The organism is Thalassospira sp. (assembly GCF_030690045.1).
Taxonomy (GTDB): Bacteria; Pseudomonadota; Alphaproteobacteria; order Rhodospirillales; family Thalassospiraceae; genus Thalassospira.
The window spans coordinates 16,457-33,888 of record NZ_JAUYHK010000018.1 but is presented as its reverse complement, the minus strand read 5'-3'; the positions used below and the strand labels follow the sequence as shown (position 1 = coordinate 33,888).

The window sequence follows — 17,432 nt, the reverse complement described above, 5'->3', positions numbered from 1 at the left end:
AAAATGTAATGGTTCGGCCCCACAGGGGATCCATAAACACGATGACCGGTATGGCGACAAACCGGCGCAAACCCGTTAATGCGGACGATGCGCGTCAATATGCCGACTGGATCGTTGCCGTCGCGGCCACCCGCGACCGCGAAGCCTTTTCACGGCTTTTTGCCCATTTCGGCCCCCGGGTGAAAGCCTATATGTTCCGGTTTGGCGGTACGGCTGAAAATGCCGAGGAACTGGCGCAAGAAGCCATGATGCAGGTGTGGCGCAAGGCACATTTGTTTGATCCGCAAAAGGCCGCAGCCAGTACATGGATATTTACCATCGCCCGGAATCTGCGCATCGACCGGTTCCGGCAACGCAAACATATCGAGGTAGATGACGCCGATCCGACGCTGATTGTCGATGAAAGCCCGCTTGCCGACGACATTGTGAATCGCGATGAACATGCGGTTTTGATCCATGCAGCGTTGCAAGACCTTCCCCCCGATCAAAAACTGGTCGTTGAATTGTCTTTCTTTGAAGAATGTTCGCACAGTGAAATTGCCGAAAGGCTTGATATCCCACTGGGCACGGTCAAGTCGCGATTGCGGCTGGCCCTGACGAAACTGCGTGGCGGACTGGAAGCTGTGCTATGAATATCAAACATCATCCCACCGATCAGACCCTGATGGCCTATGCCAGCGGCACCCTGTCGCAAGCCATGGAACTGATTGTTGCAACCCATATGACCCTTTGCCCGCATTGCCGTGAAAAGGCCGCGTCGTTCGAGGCCTGCGGCGGTGCCATTCTTGAATCAGTCGATCATATGGCGATGAATGACCATTCGCTTGATCACGTCATGGCGATGATCGAACGTGAAAGTGCCAATGAAAACGCCCGGTTTGAAGAACTGACCCCGATGCGCCGTGTCGCTGTCGGCCCCAGCATCACCGGTGATGCCATCCCGTCAATTCCGCGCCCGCTGGCCAATATGTTGCCCGACAATATCCTGTCGCTGGAAGATATTCCGTGGCGGATTCTGGCACCGGGCGTCAAACAATTCCCGCTGAAAAATGTGCAAAGCAAGGGCAGTATCAGCCTGCTCAAAATCGCACCGGGTGTCAGCATTCCCGATCACGGGCATGGCGGTCATGAAATGACCCTGTTGCTCAAGGGGTCCTATATCGACGATATCGGGCGGTTCCGCGCCGGGGATGTTGCCGATCTGGATGACCATAACGATCATCAGCCGATTGCCGATACCGCCGAGGATTGCATCTGCCTGATTGCCACCGACGCGCCACTTAAATTCAGCGGTATTCTGCCAAAACTGCTGCAACCTTTTATCCGGATGTAGCCCCGAAACTGTCTCTGCCTCTCCCTGAAGCGTCTTCCAACGGTCCTTGTGGACGCACCTTAACGCCGGTCTTGTCCCAAAGACCGGCGTTTTTTTGTCATGCAGATGGCACAAGCCAATCCACCCGGTGCCGTCCCGGTGCGGGTAGTTTGACCACCCCTGCCAACCAGTCGCCAATCTGCGCCAATTGTGTATCCAGTTGATAAGGCGGATTGATAATCAAAAGCCCGGTGCCACGCATCCGGCCCTTTGCCCCTCCCTGATCGGTCGATAATTCGGCGCACAAAACCCCGCCCGCCGCCGGGATTTGGGCGAAATGGCTGCGCAATTCCACATCAAACCCGGATTCCAGCACCGGATACCACAACATGAAAATCCCGGTTGGCCATTTTTCCCAGGCCCGCCGGATCGAATGCGCGGCGGTTTTGTAATCCTGTTTGACGTCATAACTGGGGTCCATCAACACCAGCCCGCGCCGGATTGCGGGTGGCATCAGGGCCACCAACCCTTCATACCCATCGCGTTTATGCAGATGAATCCGGCCATCGCGGCGCACCCGATGCGCCAGCAGATCATATTCCCGCGGATGCAATTCCATCAGGGTCAGTTGATCATCAGCGCGCAGCATTTCCCGAATCAAAAAAGGCGATCCCGGATAAAACAGGCTGTCAGATTTACCATCGCACATATCCGGGCAACGCCGTTCCGGCTCGAACCCGGCGACAATATCCAGATAATGCTGCACCATTTCCGGCGCAGCATTATTATTCTGAACCGCCGCAATTCCGCCTTGCCATTCGCCGGTTTTGCGCGCCTGATCGCCATGTAAATCATACCACCCCGATCCGGCATGGGTATCGATCACGCAAAAGGGTTTGTCCTTGCGCCGCAAATGTTCCAGCACCAGTGTCAGGGTGATGTGTTTATGGACATCGGCAAAATTCCCGGCATGAAATCCGTGCAGATAACTTAACATTCCCCGATATTCCCCCTTGTCCTCATCGCCGCCTGCCTGTTTTTGCCGGGCGCACAAATGTCGGAGCTTTTGCTGCGGCAGGCGGGGCATCGACCATAATTTCGCGCCACTGACCGGGGGCCAACCCGTCCAGCGTCCAGTCGCCAATCGCATGGCGGATCAGGCGCAAGGTTGGAAATCCAACCGCCGCCGTCATGCGTCGCACCTGCCGGTTGCGGCCCTCGGTAATGGCAAGTTCGATCCAGCTTGTCGGCACCGATTTGCGAAACCGCACCGGCGGGTCGCGTTCCCACAAATTTTCGGGCTCATCAATACGCCGCACCCGCGCCGGGCGGGTCATGCCGTCTTTCAGTTCCACCCCGTTCCGCAAGGCCTGCAAGGCGGCTTCATCCGGCTCGCCTTCGACCTGCACCCAATAGGTTTTCGGTTTTTTGTATTTGGGATGGGCGATTTGCGCGTTCAGCGGCCCATGATCGGTCAGCAACAGCAACCCTTCACTGTCGCGGTCCAGTCGCCCGGCGGCATAGACACCGGGCAAATCGACATAGTCGGCCAAGGTCGCCCGACCGTTTTCACGGTCGGTAAACTGGGTCAGCACCCCAAAGGGTTTATTGAATAAAATCAAACGCGCCATCATCGGCGCATAAAACCAGCTTTGCCCGCCAAGTCAATTGTTCTGCTAACCGTTCAGTCCACCAGCAGATATTCCAGCGTGGAGACAACCCGCACGGTTTTGTCGATCTGACTGGATTCGCTCATATTTTGTGCGCCATCGCCGGGCATGATTTGAAACAGTCCCTGATTGGCACGACGGATACCGCCAATCGTGCCTCCCGAATCCTTGGCAAATTGCGCCGCACTTTCGCGGGCATTGGCGGTGGCCGCCGCAATCATATCCGGCTTGATGTCGTTCAATTTGGTAAACAGATAACTGGGGCCGGGATTATATCCCTGCCCGCCCAGCACAACATCCTGCTGCAACAACTGGCCAATATCCTGCGATGCCGCCACCACCGCCCCGATATTGTCGGTACGGACCAAAAGGGTCTGGCTGATGATATAACGGCTTTCAACCGGGCCGGACCGATAAGCCTGTGCCAATTGATCCATCACCTGAATATCCTGCAAGGCGGTCATATCTGCCGTGATGCCATGCCCTTCCAGAAAGGCGCGCAGCTTTTCCGTATCGCCATTGATCTTGGCCTGCGCTGTTTGCAACACATCATCCGTGGCAACATAGGTGATCGGCCAGACGGCGCGATCCGCCTGCACATTCTGTTCGGCCAACCCCTTGACGGTCACAAACCGGTCCAGCGACCGCATATCGGTAATACCCTTGCCGATCAGCCAACCTGATCCGGCCAACCCGATGGCAACAACGACGGCGGCAGCAAAACTGATTTTGGTACTCATAACTGTTTCCTGATCAAGGGAATGACGGTTTGCGATGATAGCATCGAACATCCCTTAACTGACCCTGAAAAATGGTGAAATTGCGATGACATCAAAATCACGATTGAATGCATTCAATTTTGATCGCAAACATCCCCACACCATGGTAAAAGCGCCGCAAGATGTTCAAGCGCGTCATCCTCTAAACCATCCAAGTCCGGAGTTCGTCCATGCGCCGTTCCGAAATCAATGCCTGCATTACCCAGGCCAAGGAACTTTTCAATTCGATCTCGTTCCGTCTGCCCGACTGGGGTCATTTTTCCCCTGCCGACTGGGAAGCCAACCCCGATCTGGCGAAATGGTGCCGCAGCCACCAGATGGGCTGGGACGTGACCGATTATGGCGAGGGTGATTTTGCGCGCCGGGGCCTGATCCTGTTTTGCCTGCGCAATGGCATTTTGCGTCAGCCGGGCGAAGTCCCCTATGCCGAAAAAATCATGATTGTCGGCGAGGATCAGGAATGCCCGCTGCATTATCACAAGGTCAAAATGGAAGACATCATTGTACGCGGCGGCGGCAATCTGGTGATCGAACTTTACAACCTTGCCGCCGATGGCAGCCTTGACACCAAAACCGATGTCCATGTCCGCACCGATGGCAAGCTCAATATCCTGCCTGCCGGGGGCAAGGTCGTGTTGCAACCGGGGCAAAGTGTCACCCTGCCACGGACCCTTGTGCATCGTTTTTATGGCGAAACCGGCAAGGGCCCGGTGATTGTCGGCGAAGTCTCGCAGGTCAATGACGATCTGGCAGACAATTTCTTTTTTGATTGCGACGCCCGTTTTTCCAAAATCGAAGAAGACGCAACGCCGATTCATCCGCTGTGGAATGAACTGGCGGCGTAAAGTCTGGACCTCAGACCTGACGTTCAAAATATTGCTGGCCGACATGTCCTGACCACGGATCGTCGGCCAGTTGCTTTTTCAGGACAAAACCGGATTTTTCATATAAGGCACGCGCCGCATCCAGCCCGGCAAAGGTTGTCAGATAACAGCGACGATATTTTCGATCGTCCAGAAACATGACCGCTTTTTGCATCAGGATGGTGCCAAGTCCCTGTCCGCGCATCGCATCGGCCACAATAAACCAGCGCAATCTTGCCCCTTCATCTCCGGCCTGTACCCCGTCAACCGTAATCGACCCAACGGCGGTTCCGGATCGGTCCGTCGCCATGACAAACAAATCCCGCCCGGCATCATACCGCTCCATAAAGGCCCCCATCCCACTGGCCAGACCCGTTTCAAATGCCACACCCAATCCCCATTTCGGGGCGTAATAATCCATATGCAGGGTAATGACACCGGCAAGGGCGCCGGGATAATAACCGCCCAGAATGATATCGGTGTTCACAACACACCCTCCCGTCTTGCAGCGGCAAGCGCAATCCCCGCGATTTCTGCGGCGGCTTCATCATCCAGACGATCCGGCGCAATCGCCAGACGCTTCCAGACCAGCGCAACCAGAACTTCATTGACGATTTCAGGATCAATGCCTGGCAATTCTCCCACAATCGGCGGGGCATGTTTCCGAACCAGATCGGTGACAATTTCCGCCCGCCCGGCGACGATCCCCGCGCTCAGGACATTGCGGATATCGGCATTTGCACTTGCCTCGGCCACCAGCCCGACAAGAACCCGTCCAGCCGGTGTCTGCCGGTAGATCCGAAACAGGTTTTGCAACAATTCTGTCAGTTCAGATGACAGATTCCCCGTCCTCGCCGTCAGAAGGCGCCGATCCACCAGATCTTCATAAACCTCGATAAACAGCGCTGATTTTGACGGCCACCAGCGATAAATCGTTTGTTTGCCAACCCCGGCAACGGCGGCAATCGCCTCGATCGTCGTACTGGCATAACCATCCCGATCCGCAACCTCGATAGCCGCATCCAAAATTGCGCGATGTTTGATCGAAGAACGTTTCATGGCTTTTCCCGCTGCTCTCACTGCCGCAAACCATAAACGAGACGATACGTATCGTCAATAATTAACATCACGCCCGCCCCGCCAATGCATATCAACCGGCAATTCCGGGGCCGGAAATATCGCGCCACAGGGGTGATCCATATCAAGGAACCGGCCACCAAACCGGCGATATAACATTCGGACCTTAATACGTGTGGCGACAACCGACATGCCCCGGGACACACTTCATTATTCTTTTCAACCCGCCCGTCGCAAAGGCAGGAAACCGGCATTCATGACGGAATATGGCGAAACAGTTCGGCAGGCCGATGCGCTGGCGCATAATACGCTGGCGCTGATGGCGGAGCTTGGCGTGATCGCGCATCCCGAAAATTACACCATTTTCTATCATTACCTGTCGGGCAAAAACCCGGATTTAAGCCAGACTGTTGATATCCTGCGCAGCAATCATCAGGAATTTGGCGAACTGCAATGTCAGCGCCTGCATGAACGGTTTTTTGGCCATGCCCGCGAAACGCAGACCATTAACACCATTTCCGAAAACCTGCGCCGCCAATTGACGGTTCTGCTGGGGCATATCCAGAAGGCCGGGGACGATACCCGCGCCTATGGATCGATGCTGGGTGATTTTTCCAGCGGGCTGAGCAATGACGATCTGGCAAGCATGCGTACCGCACTGGAAACCGTGTTGAACGCCACCCATGAAATGGAAAATCACAACAAGGTTCTGGAAAACCGCCTTGATACATCATCCAGCGAAATTTCGCGTCTGCGCGAAGATCTGGAAGCGATGCGGCGCGAGGCAATGACCGATGCCCTGACCGGCATAGCCAATCGCAAAATGTTTGATCAGAAATTGCGCGCCTGCGCGATGGAGGCGATGGAAACCGGCAGCCCGATGTCGTTATTGCTGATTGATATCGACGATTTCAAAAAGTTCAACGATGCCCACGGCCATCAGACCGGCGATCAGGTGATTCGTCTTCTGGCGCAAACCCTGAAACAAAGCGTCAAGGGCCGCGATACTGCCGCCCGTTATGGTGGCGAGGAATTCGCCGTCATCCTGCCGCAAACCGGCATTGGTTGCGCCCGGCAACTGGCCGAACAAATCCGCCATGCCATCAGTTCCAAGAAAATCGTCAGTAAAATCAGCCATCAGGATCTGGGCCAGATCACCGTATCCATCGGGGTCGGCAATTTCAAATATGGCGAACCGCTGGGCCGTCTGATTGCTCGCACCGATCAGGCGCTGTATCACGCCAAGGCCACCGGGCGAAACCGCGTGGTCTCGCAAAATGACATTGATGACCCGGCAAATGGCTGGATGCGCATTTCCTGCCACTGACCGGCACAGTCTATACTTTGCATGACAGGGGCTGACACCACGCCGGATTAATCCTATAAGCGCGGCATCTTTTGGCAGTGAAAACAGGGTCGGGCCCGCGTGAAACATTTTGACGTTATCATCATCGGGGCCGGTGCCGCCGGTTTGATGTGCGCCATTGAGGCGGGCAAACGGGGCCGTTCGGTCATCGTGATTGATCATGCCGAAAAACCGGCCGAAAAAATCCGCATTTCCGGCGGCGGGCGGTGCAATTTCACCAATCTGCATGCCAGCCCGGAAAATTTCCTGTCGGAAAACCGCCGGTTTTGTGTATCCGCCCTGAAACGCTATACGCAGTATGACTTTCTCGACATGGTCAATCGCCACAATATCGGCTGGCACGAAAAGACGTTGGGTCAGTTGTTCTGCGATGAATCCTCATTTCAGATCATTGATATGCTGCTGGATGAATGTCAGGCCGCCAATGTGCAAATCCGCCTGGGCACCAGCATCACCGATATCACCGCCCTTGATACCGGCGGCTTTCAAATTGCCGCGCGCAATGGCGGACAAATGGCGTGCCAGTCGCTGGTCGTGGCCTGTGGCGGGTTGTCGATCCCCAAAATCGGTGCCACCGGATTTGGCTATCAAATCGCCCGGCAGTTCGCCCTTGATATCGTGCCGACCCGTGCGGCTTTGGTCCCGCTGACATTCGATCCGGCCACGCGGGAGGATCTGGGCCAGCTTTCCGGCATCTCGGTCGATGCGATTGTGCAATGCAACAAGAAACAGTTTCGCGAAGGCCTGCTGTTTACCCACCGTGGCCTGAGCGGCCCGTCGATCCTGCAAATTTCATCCTATTGGCGCGAAGGCGATGCCATCACGGTCAATCTCAATCCTGAACAGGATGCGTTTGATCTGTTGAAATCCGCCAAAACCGAAACCCCCAAACAGGCGGTGCATACGGTCCTGTCACGCATTCTGCCCAACCGGCTGGCCGTACAAATCACCACAGGGCATGGTCTGGACCGCCCGGTTGGCGATACCGCCGACAAGGCCCTGCGCCTTCTGGCACAAGACGTCAATCAATGGCAGGTCACCCCGCAAGGGTCTGAAGGATACCGCACCGCCGAGGTTACACTGGGCGGGGTGGATACGCGGGAGCTGTCATCGCAAACCATGGAAAGCCGAAAGGTGCCCGGCCTGTATTTCATTGGCGAGGTCGTGGATGTCACCGGCCATCTGGGTGGGTTCAATTTTCAATGGGCGTGGTCATCGGGCTGGTGTGCCGGGCAGGTCGCCTGATCGGCCCATCGTATCCCGGCGGGAACTTATCCCTGTTTTCAACGTTGTGCATTCAGGCGCCGCAATTCCTGCTACTATCGCGCGTCACAACAACATAAACATAAAACAGAGGTTGGGTTATGCTTGAATATGGTGGAATTATTGGCCTGCTGATCCTGATCGCCGATATCTGGGCCATCGTCAATGTAATGGGCAGCGGTGCCAGCACCGGGTCAAAGGTTATCTGGACAGTCCTGATTCTGGTTCTGCCGGTGGTCGGTCTGATCATCTGGTTCTTTGCCGGACCGCGTAGCGGACGGGCCTAAACAACCCTTCTGCAAAACCGGACTGCCGTATATCGGGACTGCCGCGCCGACAGGTGCGACAGTCCCTGTGGATGCCCTGAATCGTTGACAGCACGGGCTGCGCACCGCAGGGTAGATACCTGGTTGATTTCACAGACCCGTTTCAAGTCCAGAGGTTGTTTATGCCGCGCTCGCCAGTCGCAATTCTGATTGCGCTTTCGGCAACATTGTTTGCTACCTTCACGCTGAATTCAGGGGCGTCCCTGCAATCTTCCCTGCTGGCATTGCGCGCTTCTGCCGAAGACTTTGCCCCGTTCCATACCGGGCTGATCATGGCCTCCTATTATATCGGGTTTATTGGCGGTATTGTCTGGGGCGGTAATCTGGTCAACCGGGTTGGCCATATTCGCACCTTTGCTGCCTTGGCCTCTATCGGATCGGCGATTTCCCTGCTGCATGCTGTTTTTATCGATCCCCTGACATGGGCCATTTTCCGCGCCTTCACCGGGCTTTGCCTGTCAGGGCTTTATCTGGTGGTCGAAAGCTGGCTGAACGAACAGGTCGATAACAATTCACGCGGCGGCATGATGGCGGTCTATATGACGGCGTCTCTCGGCGGCCTTGCCATCGGGCAATTATTGCTCAATCTGTCGCCGGTCACCGGGTTTGAACTGTTTACCCTTGCATCCGTCCTGCTGTCGCTGTCGCTGGTGCCCATCGCGCTCAGCCGTCAGCCGCCTCCTGCTGCGGTCAAGACGGTACGCATGAAATTCCGGCGTCTTTATAAAATTTCACCGCTGGGCTTTGTTGGCGCTGTTTGCAGCGGCATTCTGACCGGCTCGGTCTATGCGCTGGGGCCGGTTTTTGCCGCCATGCTGGATTTGCCAACCGCCGATATCGCAACATTCATGTTTTTCATTATTTTCGGCGGCATGTTGTGCCAGTGGCCGATTGGCCGCCTGTCCGACAGGGTACCCCGGCAATATGTGATGATTGCCGTTCTGGGTGGGCTTGCCGTAACCTGCCTGATCCCGATGGTGATGCCACAGATCGTGCATGACAATGTGATCGCCTGGGGCGCTTTGGTCGGCATTTTTGTGATGCCGGTCTATGCCCTGTCGGTCGCCTATGTGAATGATTATCTGTCTGCCGAGGATTTCGTCCCCGCCAGTGCCGCCCTGTTGATTGTCTATGGGGCCGGTGCGGCGGTGGGGCCGGTTGTCGGTTCGCTGGCACTGGGTCATTTTGGCGCATGGGGTCTGCCGGGCATGTTTGCGATTGTCGCCCTTGCCACCGGGACTTTCGCCATGTATCGCGCCGGTTTTGGCCGTCGCATCAGCATCGAGGAACAGGGACAATTTGTTGCCGTGCCGCGCACAACGCCGATGGCCTATGAAATGGCCCCGACCACGGATGCGCCCAATGATGGGACGCCGACACCGCCCGATGACAGTGCCCCGTCACCACCACCGCCAACCCAAAATCCCGGCGGTACAGCCAACGCCGCCTGATCGTGCCTGCGTCGTCTTCATCGCCCGGCTTTCCACTATGCGGAAAACATCCCGCGTTTGTGAAAGGCATGGTGGACCATTGCCCCGGCAACCCCATATGCTGTGGGCCACGCATAATGGCGTTTGTACATTTGCATCCGCCAACCCTGATGACCACCGAGAGGAAACATGACCCAACGTATCAGCAAAGGCGGCCTCAAGATCGCAACCATTCTGCACGATCTGGTGGTCCGGGACATTCTGCCCGGCACCGGGATTGATGCCGATGATTTCTGGTCATCGTTTGAGAAACTCGTCACTGAACTGGGCCCGCGCAACCGCGCCCTTCTGGCGAAACGCGACGAATTGCAGGCCCAAATTGACGCATGGCATCTAGCACGCAAGGATCAGGCCCGCGATCCGGCCGCCTATAAGGAATTCCTGACCGAAATCGGGTATTTGCTGCCGGAAGGCGAGGATTTCTATATCGCCACCACCAATGTTGACCCGGAAATCGCCCGTGTTGCCGGACCGCAGCTTGTCGTGCCGGTGATGAATGCGCGTTATGCGCTCAATGCCGCCAATGCCCGTTGGGGCAGTCTGTATGACGCGCTTTATGGCACCGATGTTATCGGCGAAGAAGACCGTCTGGAAAAAGGCGGGGCCTTTAATCCGAAACGCGGGGCGGCGGTTGTTGCCTATGCTGCGGATTTTCTCGATCAGGCCGCCCCGCTTGCCAATGGTTTGCATGCCGATGTTGCGCGGTACGAAGTCCGCGATAACGGGGCGGGCTGGTGGATGCTCAATGCCACCCTTCAGGACGGCACCGAAACCGCATTGGCACATCCGTCGCAATTTATCGGTTTTAATGAAACCGGCGATGAACTGGCGGCAATTTTGCTACGCAATCATGGGCTTCATCTGGAAATCAAAATCGACCGCAGCCACCCGATTGGCAAATATCATGCCGCCGGTGTCTGTGACGTCATTATGGAATCGGCCCTGACCACCATCCAGGATTGTGAGGATTCGGTTGCCGCCGTCGATGCCGAAGACAAGGTGGCGGTGTATCGCAACTGGCTGGGCCTGATGAAGGGGACACTGGAAGAACAACTGGAAAAAGGTGGCAAGACCATCACCCGTCGTCTGAATGACGACCGCACCTACAAGGGCTATGACGGGCAGGAAGTCACCCTGCCGGGCCGCAGCCTGATGTTGGTGCGCAATGTCGGCCATCTGATGACCACCGATGCCATCCTTGATGCCAATGGCGATGAAGTGCCCGAAGGTTTTCTCGATGCGATGATGACCAGCCTGATCGCCAAACATGATCTGGATGGCAACAGCCGGGTATCCAATTCCCGCAGCGGCAGCGTCTATATCGTCAAACCCAAGATGCACGGCCCCGAAGAAGTCGCCCTGACCAATGATCTGTTTGGCTTTGTCGAACAGGCGATCAACCTTCCGGCCAACACGCTCAAGGTTGGCATCATGGACGAGGAACGCCGCACCACGATCAATCTAAAGGAATGTATCCGTGCGGCACAGGACCGGGTTGTCTTCATCAATACCGGCTTTCTGGACCGGACCGGCGATGAAATTCATACCAGCATGGAAGCCGGTCCGATGGTCCGCAAGGACGCGATGAAGGACCAATACTGGATCGCCGCCTATGAAAACTGGAATGTCGATGTCGGTCTTGAATGCGGCATGAAAGGCCTTGCCCAGATCGGCAAGGGCATGTGGGCCAAGCCGGACCGCATGGCCGAGATGATGACCGCGAAAATCGGCCATCCCAAGGCCGGGGCCAATTGCGCCTGGGTGCCATCCCCCACCGCCGCCACCCTGCATGCCATGCATTACCACATGATCGATGTCCGCGCTGTTCAGGATGAAGTCGGCAAACGCGAACGCGCCAGCCTGGATGACATTCTGTCAATCCCGCGTCTGGGCACCCAGAAACCGATGCCCAGCGAAATCCAGCAGGAACTTGATAACAACGCCCAGGGTATTTTGGGTTATGTCGTACGCTGGATCGATCAGGGGGTGGGATGTTCCAAGGTGCCCGACATCAACAATGTCGGCCTGATGGAAGACCGCGCCACCTTGCGGATTTCCAGCCAGCACATCGCCAACTGGCTGCATCATGGCCTGTGCGACGAGGCACAGGTGATGGAAACCCTCAAACGGATGGCCGCCATCGTCGATGGTCAAAATGCCGGGGACCCGTCCTATCGCAATATGGCCCCGAATTTTGAAGGCAGCATCGCCTTTCAGGCCGCCTGCGATCTGGTCTTTATGGGCCGGGCACAGCCCAATGGCTATACCGAACCGGTCCTGCATGCGCGGCGCCGCGAAGCCAAGGCAAAATACGGGGCGTGAAACACACCAAACGAAGGCCATCTGACCCGGGTGGCCTTCGTTTTTTAACCCGGCAGCGTCAGGATTTCGACACCCTTGGCCGTCACCACCAGAGTATGTTCATATTGCACTGTTGGCGCACCGGTGTCGGCATACAGCGTCCAGCCATCCTCACCTTCCAGCGCCCATTGCGAACCGCGTGACAAAAACGGTTCGATGGTGATGACCTGACCCTTGCGCAATAACCGCTGTTCGCGCGGTTCATCCCATGTCGGAATGGTGTGGGGTTCTTCATGCAATGATTTGCCAACACCATGACTGGCCAGATTGCGGATCAGGCTGTATCCGCCCTTGCGCGCAAACAGTTCAATATTGCGGCCGATCCCGCGCAACGGTGCCCGGTCGCGTACCGCCCGGATCCCCTGCCACATTGCCTTTTTGCCATCCCGGCACAGGGTTTCGATATCCGGCCTTGCCGGACCGACGGTAAAACTGGCCCCGGTATCGGAAAAATAACCATCCAGTTCGGCCGACACATCAATATTGACCAGATCTCCTTCACGCAAAATCTGATCGCCGGGAACACCGTGCGCAATGGCATTATTGACGCTGATACAGGTCGCACCGGGGAAATTATACTGGCTTTGCGGTGCGGATACCGCCCCGGCATCTTCCAGAATCTTACGACCGATATCGTCCAGCTCCGCCGTCGTCATGCCCGGCACCAATGCCGCTCCCATAACATCGCGGGCCCGCGCACAAATCCGGCCAATGCGGCGCAATAATTCCAGTTCGGCTTCTGATGAAATTGTCATGATCTGCCTATGCAGGCAGATCAGTGCGAAGTCAAGCGCGACAACCCTTGGCATATGACAATGCCTGATAAAAATTGGCACTGGCGAGTTGCCCTGAAAATCGTATGCTGCTCGCAGGAATATGCCATAAAACACCACAAAACCATCGGGGAAACGGGAACCGCCATGACACTGACCATGACCAGCATGATCTACTGGCTTGAACTGACGGGCGTTGCGGTGTTTGCCGTAACCGGGGCGCTGGAGGCATCGCGCCGTCAGATGGATATTGTCGGCTTTGTCCTGATCGCCACCTTTACCGGCATTGGCGGTGGGACCGTGCGCGATGTGATTACCGGGGCCACACCGGTGTTCTGGATCAGGGACCCGTCCTGGGTGATTACCTGTGCGGTCAGTGCGGTTATCACCTATTTCACCGCCCATTTGCTGGAACGGCGCTATGTTGCCCTGATCTGGCTGGATGCCATCGGGCTTGCCATGTTTGGCGTCACCGGGGCGGCGATTGGCCTCAATCTTGGCGTATCGCCGCTGGTCGCCATCATTCTGGGTACGATTACGGCCACCTTTGGCGGCATGGTCCGCGATGTGGTCTGTAACCAGTTACCGCTGATCCTGCGCCCGGAAATCTATATTACCGCTGCCCTGGTCGGGGCAACGATCTATACGGTCGGTACCGCCATCCTTGATTTGCCAAAGGCCCCGGTCGCCTTGGCCGCCTTTCTGTGCGCCTTTGCCCTGCGGGCAGCGGCATTGTTATTCAAACTGCAATTCCCGGTCTATAAAGCCCGGCCGGGACGGGAATATTAACATATGACCGTTACCGTCAAACCTGCGCCAGATCAGGAATCGCCACAGGATAAAATTCATGAGTAAGCACAACGGTACAAAAACCGAATCCGGTTACAATGGTCAAAGTAACGGGCAACTTTTCACCGCTGCTGTGAATTTTCAAAACACGGGTCAACTTGCGCAGGCAAAAGAACTGTATCATGCGATCTTGCAACGGCAGCCAAACCATGCCGAAGCCCTGCATTATCTGGGTCTGTGTTCCCGACAGGAAGGATCCCTTGCCGAAGCCGTCGTATTCATCGCAAAATCGCTGGAAATTTCCCCGGACAATCCGTCTTTACACAACAGCATGGGGGCCGTTCTTTGCGAATTGAACCGCTTTGACGACGCCGAGAATCATCTGCGAACTGCCATCCGACTCAAACCAGACAATGTCGAAGCCCACCGCAATCTGGGCAGTATTTATGCGGCCCGGCAGCAATTCCCCAAGGCACTGGGCTTTTTCCAAACCGCGCTGTCACATGACCCCGATCATTTTGAATGCCTGAAAGCGGCAGGAAATGCTCTTTTGCATATGGGAAATCCTCCGGAGGCATTACGTTTATTCGAACACGCCCTGTCAAAACAGGCCCGAAACGCCGATTTGCAAACCGATACAGGCGTTGCATTCCAGATGCAGGAGCAATATCGCGCGGCACTGGAATTTCATAGCATCGCCATTTGCATCGCCCCCGGCGAAAACCGCCACTGGCAGGCATTCCGGGCCTGCATTGAGGGCCTTGTCACCAATATCGGCGGAGATGTCGAAGACAGGATATTGCATCTTCTGACCACAAGTACGATCCCCCCCTATGATCTGATCATGCCGGTTTCTGGCGCACTGTTTCATCGCGCCAGTTTCCGTGACCTGATTACCCGGCACGCCCAATCGAACACACCGGAAACGCCCGCTGACCTGTCAGTTTTTGGCGAAATTGCCCAACTGGCCGCAATGCCACTTTTGCTGGAACTGATGAAACGCATCCCGATTGCCAATATTCTGACCGAACGGATGCTGACGGCTATTCGTCGCAATCTTCTCCTGTGTCGGGATCAGGGTAAAGACGTTGATGTTGGCTTTGTTTCTGCCCTGGCATTGCAATGCTTCACCAATGAATATGCCTATGCGGTGACCGACGGGGAAAGAAATGCGGTTAATGAATTGCAGCAACAAATCCGCAACAAACTTGACCGCAATGTCACCCCTCAGGATTGGGAAATAGCACTGATCGGTTGTTATGATCCGCTGTTTGAATTTTTCATCCCCGACGATTTTCTGTTGTCTGATTTTCACCCGGAACTGCAAGTCGTTCTGACACGTCAACTGATCGAACCGCATGAAGAAAATGTCCTGAAGCAATCCATGCCGCAGCTGACCGGAATTGATCATGATATATCGCGGTCAGTGCGTTCCCAATATGAGGAAAACCCCTATCCGCGATGGACGCAGACGGTCTTGACACAGACGCCCAAGACGATCGCCGGTATATTGCAATCACCGCCTCTGAATTTTCCCTTGGGGGACTATATTTCGCCCAAATCACCGGAGATTCTTGTTGCTGGCTGCGGCACCGGACAACATGCGATCCAGCCGGCAACACGGTTTGAAAATGCAAGGGTAACCGCCATTGATCTGAGCCTCAGCAGCCTCGCTTATGCGAAACGGCAATGTGCAAAACTTGGTCTGTCCAATATTGATTTCGCACAGGCCGACCTTCTGGAACTTGATAATCTGGATGCGCAATATGATGTGATCGAAAGTGTTGGTGTTTTGCATCATTTGCAGGACCCGGTGGCAGGATGGCAGGTTCTGACAAAATTGTTGCGTCCCGGCGGATTGATGAAAATCGGCCTGTATAGCGAACATGCCCGACACGACGTTGTTGCGGGCCGCGAAGTCGTTACAGAAGAAAAATTCGATCCGACTCCGGATGACATGCGCAACTGCCGACAGTTCATTATCAATGCTGCGTCACGCGGCAACCCGGCATTGCACCAACTGATCCGACGTCATGATTTTTTCAGCCTGAGCGCCTTCCGTGATCTGGTATTTCATGTGCAGGAACACCGTTTCACCCTGCCTGCTGTTTGTGATGCTCTTACAAAACTCAATCTGGAATTTCTCGACTTTGAAATACAGTTTACCGGCGACTTGCAAATTTTCAGAAATTCGATCCACCATCATCCCAGCAATCAGAAACTGCTACTGTGGGATGACTACGAAAAAGAGCATCCCGACACTTTTCGCGGAATGTATCAGTTCTGGTGCCGAAAACCGGCTTGATGCCTTCGGATTTCAATCCAGTGCCCGGATCGCCGCCAGGACATCTTCCTCAACCTCGATGCCGTTAATCCCGGCATCGGATCGGGCGGTTTGGCCACGCCGTCCGGGCAGGCGCACACCATCTTCGGATAACAGCAGGGCCGCAAGACCGGCCAGACGATCAGCCATATGATCCGCCCCGCTGACCTGCGGATTAATCGCGATGATCATATGGCCCAGCCCCGGCGGCGGCCCCTGATCATCAAACAGCGACGATGCCCCGGTCGACAAATTGCCACCAGTCAGGCCTGCGGCCATAATTTCCACCATCAGGGCCAATGCCGCCCCTTTCGGCCCGCCCGCCGGGACCATGGTCCCGTTTAATGCCGCCTGTGCATCGGTGGTGGGTACGCCATCGCAATCAAAGGCCCAGTCATCGGGAATCGGCACATTCTTCTGCCGGGCGGCCATGATCTTGCCGCGGGCCACCTTGGACAAGGCAAGATCAATCACAATCGGCGCATCCCCCGCCACCGGGGCGGCAAAGGCAATCGGATTGGTGCCATAAAGCGGCTGTTTGCCACCCCATGCCGCCATCGCCGCCGGGGCATTCGCCGCCATCAGGGCCACCAGTCCCTGCTCGGCAAACCGTTCCACCGTCAGGCCCATCACCCCGGCATGGTGCGAATGATGAATGGCGGCAAGGGCAATGCCTTGTGTCCGGGCGATATCGGGCAAAAGTGCTACCGCCAGATCAAGTGCGGGATAGGCATAACCATCGCCCGCATCAATTCGCAATGCCGCCGGAAACGGTCGGGATGCAACCGGCACCGCATCGCCGTTAACCTTGCCCGCCCGTGCCTGCTGCGCATAGGCAAGAACCCGGCGCAATCCATGTCCACCCTGCCCGGCGGCCTCGGCCGCGACAAGGGCAGTCGCCACCGATCGGGCATTTTCCGCACTGACATTGTTGCGCAACAACGCATCAATCACGATGCGTTCGGCATCCGCAAGTGACAGCTTCATATCTGATAACCCCTTGATGGCGGGAGACCCCGGACAGGATGGATATTGCCCTG

17 protein-coding genes are annotated in these 17,432 nt (G+C 56.0%); 10 read left to right on the top strand and 7 right to left on the bottom strand.

Annotation, left to right across the window (positions count from 1 at the left end):
* Positions 1-41 precede the first annotated feature (41 nt).
* A complete protein-coding gene (locus tag Q8O73_RS15200; RefSeq protein ID WP_305559036.1) occupies positions 42-632 on the top strand; it encodes a sigma-70 family RNA polymerase sigma factor in 591 nt (196 codons plus the stop codon).
* Positions 629-1,333 (top strand): ChrR family anti-sigma-E factor, encoded by a 705-nt coding sequence (locus tag Q8O73_RS15195; protein ID WP_305559035.1) that lies wholly within the window; start codon positions 629-631, stop codon positions 1,331-1,333. The genes Q8O73_RS15200 and Q8O73_RS15195 overlap by 4 nt, the downstream gene beginning before the upstream one ends.
* A 97-nt stretch (positions 1,334-1,430) precedes the next feature.
* On the opposite strand, the gene Q8O73_RS15190 is transcribed toward Q8O73_RS15195, so the two are convergent.
* Genes Q8O73_RS15190 through Q8O73_RS15180 form a run of 3 tightly spaced genes read right to left on the bottom strand, consistent with a single transcriptional unit; the run spans position 1,431 to position 3,722 of the window.
* Positions 1,431-2,309: a 23S rRNA (adenine(2030)-N(6))-methyltransferase RlmJ gene (locus tag Q8O73_RS15190; RefSeq protein ID WP_305559034.1), complete on the bottom strand. Its 879-nt coding sequence runs from the start codon at positions 2,307-2,309 to the stop codon at positions 1,431-1,433.
* Between the two features lie 22 nt (positions 2,310-2,331).
* Positions 2,332-2,943: an rRNA large subunit pseudouridine synthase E gene (locus Q8O73_RS15185; protein ID WP_305559033.1), complete on the bottom strand. Its 612-nt coding sequence runs from the start codon at positions 2,941-2,943 to the stop codon at positions 2,332-2,334.
* 53 nt (positions 2,944-2,996) lie between these two features.
* Positions 2,997-3,722 (bottom strand): SIMPL domain-containing protein, encoded by a 726-nt coding sequence (locus Q8O73_RS15180; protein ID WP_305559032.1) that lies wholly within the window; start codon positions 3,720-3,722, stop codon positions 2,997-2,999.
* Between the two features lie 209 nt (positions 3,723-3,931).
* On the opposite strand from Q8O73_RS15180, the gene Q8O73_RS15175 reads away from it, so the two are divergent.
* Positions 3,932-4,606: a D-lyxose/D-mannose family sugar isomerase gene (locus Q8O73_RS15175; RefSeq protein ID WP_305559031.1), complete on the top strand. Its 675-nt coding sequence runs from the start codon at positions 3,932-3,934 to the stop codon at positions 4,604-4,606.
* A gap of 10 nt (positions 4,607-4,616) precedes the next feature.
* On the opposite strand, the gene Q8O73_RS15170 is transcribed toward Q8O73_RS15175, so the two are convergent.
* Both Q8O73_RS15170 and Q8O73_RS15165 read right to left on the bottom strand, forming a co-directional pair.
* A complete protein-coding gene (locus Q8O73_RS15170; RefSeq protein ID WP_305559030.1) occupies positions 4,617-5,111 on the bottom strand; it encodes a GNAT family N-acetyltransferase in 495 nt (164 codons plus the stop codon).
* Positions 5,108-5,683 (bottom strand): TetR/AcrR family transcriptional regulator, encoded by a 576-nt coding sequence (locus tag Q8O73_RS15165; RefSeq protein ID WP_305559029.1) that lies wholly within the window; start codon positions 5,681-5,683, stop codon positions 5,108-5,110. The genes Q8O73_RS15170 and Q8O73_RS15165 overlap by 4 nt, the downstream gene beginning before the upstream one ends.
* 274 nt (positions 5,684-5,957) lie before the next feature.
* Here Q8O73_RS15165 and Q8O73_RS15160 point away from each other — a divergent pair, with 274 nt between their 5' ends.
* The 5 genes from Q8O73_RS15160 (at position 5,958) to Q8O73_RS15140 (ending at position 12,468) form a co-directional block, all read left to right on the top strand.
* A complete protein-coding gene (locus Q8O73_RS15160; protein WP_305559028.1) occupies positions 5,958-7,028 on the top strand; it encodes a GGDEF domain-containing protein in 1,071 nt (356 codons plus the stop codon).
* Positions 7,029-7,127: 99 nt separating this feature from the next.
* Positions 7,128-8,312 carry an NAD(P)/FAD-dependent oxidoreductase gene (locus tag Q8O73_RS15155; RefSeq protein WP_305559027.1) on the top strand — a complete coding sequence of 395 codons (1,185 nt, stop codon included), beginning with the start codon at positions 7,128-7,130 and terminating at the stop codon, positions 8,310-8,312.
* 119 nt (positions 8,313-8,431) lie between these two features.
* On the top strand, positions 8,432-8,617 hold the full coding sequence (locus tag Q8O73_RS15150; RefSeq protein WP_305559026.1) for a PLD nuclease N-terminal domain-containing protein: 186 nt from the start codon (positions 8,432-8,434) through the stop codon (positions 8,615-8,617).
* A 161-nt stretch (positions 8,618-8,778) separates the two neighbouring features.
* On the top strand, positions 8,779-10,107 hold the full coding sequence (locus Q8O73_RS15145; protein WP_305559025.1) for an MFS transporter: 1,329 nt from the start codon (positions 8,779-8,781) through the stop codon (positions 10,105-10,107).
* Between the two features lie 168 nt (positions 10,108-10,275).
* Positions 10,276-12,468 (top strand): malate synthase G, encoded by a 2,193-nt coding sequence (locus tag Q8O73_RS15140; RefSeq protein ID WP_305559024.1) that lies wholly within the window; start codon positions 10,276-10,278, stop codon positions 12,466-12,468.
* Positions 12,469-12,512: 44 nt separating this feature from the next.
* Here the strand turns inward: Q8O73_RS15140 and map are convergent, their stop codons facing one another.
* Positions 12,513-13,262 (bottom strand): type I methionyl aminopeptidase, encoded by a 750-nt coding sequence (gene map, locus Q8O73_RS15135; protein ID WP_305559023.1) that lies wholly within the window; start codon positions 13,260-13,262, stop codon positions 12,513-12,515.
* Positions 13,263-13,427: 165 nt separating this feature from the next.
* On the opposite strand from map, the gene Q8O73_RS15130 reads away from it, so the two are divergent.
* Both Q8O73_RS15130 and Q8O73_RS15125 read left to right on the top strand, forming a co-directional pair.
* A complete protein-coding gene (locus Q8O73_RS15130) occupies positions 13,428-14,069 on the top strand; it encodes a trimeric intracellular cation channel family protein (RefSeq protein WP_305559022.1) in 642 nt (213 codons plus the stop codon).
* Positions 14,070-14,127: 58 nt separating this feature from the next.
* Entirely contained in the window at positions 14,128-16,374 is a 2,247-nt protein-coding gene (locus Q8O73_RS15125; RefSeq protein ID WP_305559021.1) for a tetratricopeptide repeat protein, read from the top strand.
* A gap of 12 nt (positions 16,375-16,386) precedes the next feature.
* Here the strand turns inward: Q8O73_RS15125 and Q8O73_RS15120 are convergent, their stop codons facing one another.
* A complete protein-coding gene (locus tag Q8O73_RS15120) occupies positions 16,387-17,379 on the bottom strand; it encodes an Ldh family oxidoreductase (protein ID WP_305559020.1) in 993 nt (330 codons plus the stop codon).
* Between the last annotated feature and the right edge of the window lie 53 nt (positions 17,380-17,432).

Coding starts and splice junctions, on each gene's coding strand:
- Q8O73_RS15200 (WP_305559036.1), top strand. CDS start 42: ATGACCGGTATGGCGACAAACCGGCGCAAACCCGTTAATGCGGACGAT.
- Q8O73_RS15195 (WP_305559035.1), top strand. CDS start 629: ATGAATATCAAACATCATCCCACCGATCAGACCCTGATGGCCTATGCC.
- Q8O73_RS15190 (WP_305559034.1), bottom strand. CDS start 2,309: ATGTTAAGTTATCTGCACGGATTTCATGCCGGGAATTTTGCCGATGTC.
- Q8O73_RS15185 (WP_305559033.1), bottom strand. CDS start 2,943: ATGGCGCGTTTGATTTTATTCAATAAACCCTTTGGGGTGCTGACCCAG.
- Q8O73_RS15180 (WP_305559032.1), bottom strand. CDS start 3,722: ATGAGTACCAAAATCAGTTTTGCTGCCGCCGTCGTTGTTGCCATCGGG.
- Q8O73_RS15175 (WP_305559031.1), top strand. CDS start 3,932: ATGCGCCGTTCCGAAATCAATGCCTGCATTACCCAGGCCAAGGAACTT.
- Q8O73_RS15165 (WP_305559029.1), bottom strand. CDS start 5,683: ATGAAACGTTCTTCGATCAAACATCGCGCAATTTTGGATGCGGCTATC.
- Q8O73_RS15160 (WP_305559028.1), top strand. CDS start 5,958: ATGACGGAATATGGCGAAACAGTTCGGCAGGCCGATGCGCTGGCGCAT.
- Q8O73_RS15150 (WP_305559026.1), top strand. CDS start 8,432: ATGCTTGAATATGGTGGAATTATTGGCCTGCTGATCCTGATCGCCGAT.
- Q8O73_RS15145 (WP_305559025.1), top strand. CDS start 8,779: ATGCCGCGCTCGCCAGTCGCAATTCTGATTGCGCTTTCGGCAACATTG.
- Q8O73_RS15140 (WP_305559024.1), top strand. CDS start 10,276: ATGACCCAACGTATCAGCAAAGGCGGCCTCAAGATCGCAACCATTCTG.
- map (WP_305559023.1), bottom strand. CDS start 13,262: ATGACAATTTCATCAGAAGCCGAACTGGAATTATTGCGCCGCATTGGC.
- Q8O73_RS15130 (WP_305559022.1), top strand. CDS start 13,428: ATGACACTGACCATGACCAGCATGATCTACTGGCTTGAACTGACGGGC.
- Q8O73_RS15125 (WP_305559021.1), top strand. CDS start 14,128: ATGAGTAAGCACAACGGTACAAAAACCGAATCCGGTTACAATGGTCAA.
- Q8O73_RS15120 (WP_305559020.1), bottom strand. CDS start 17,379: ATGAAGCTGTCACTTGCGGATGCCGAACGCATCGTGATTGATGCGTTG.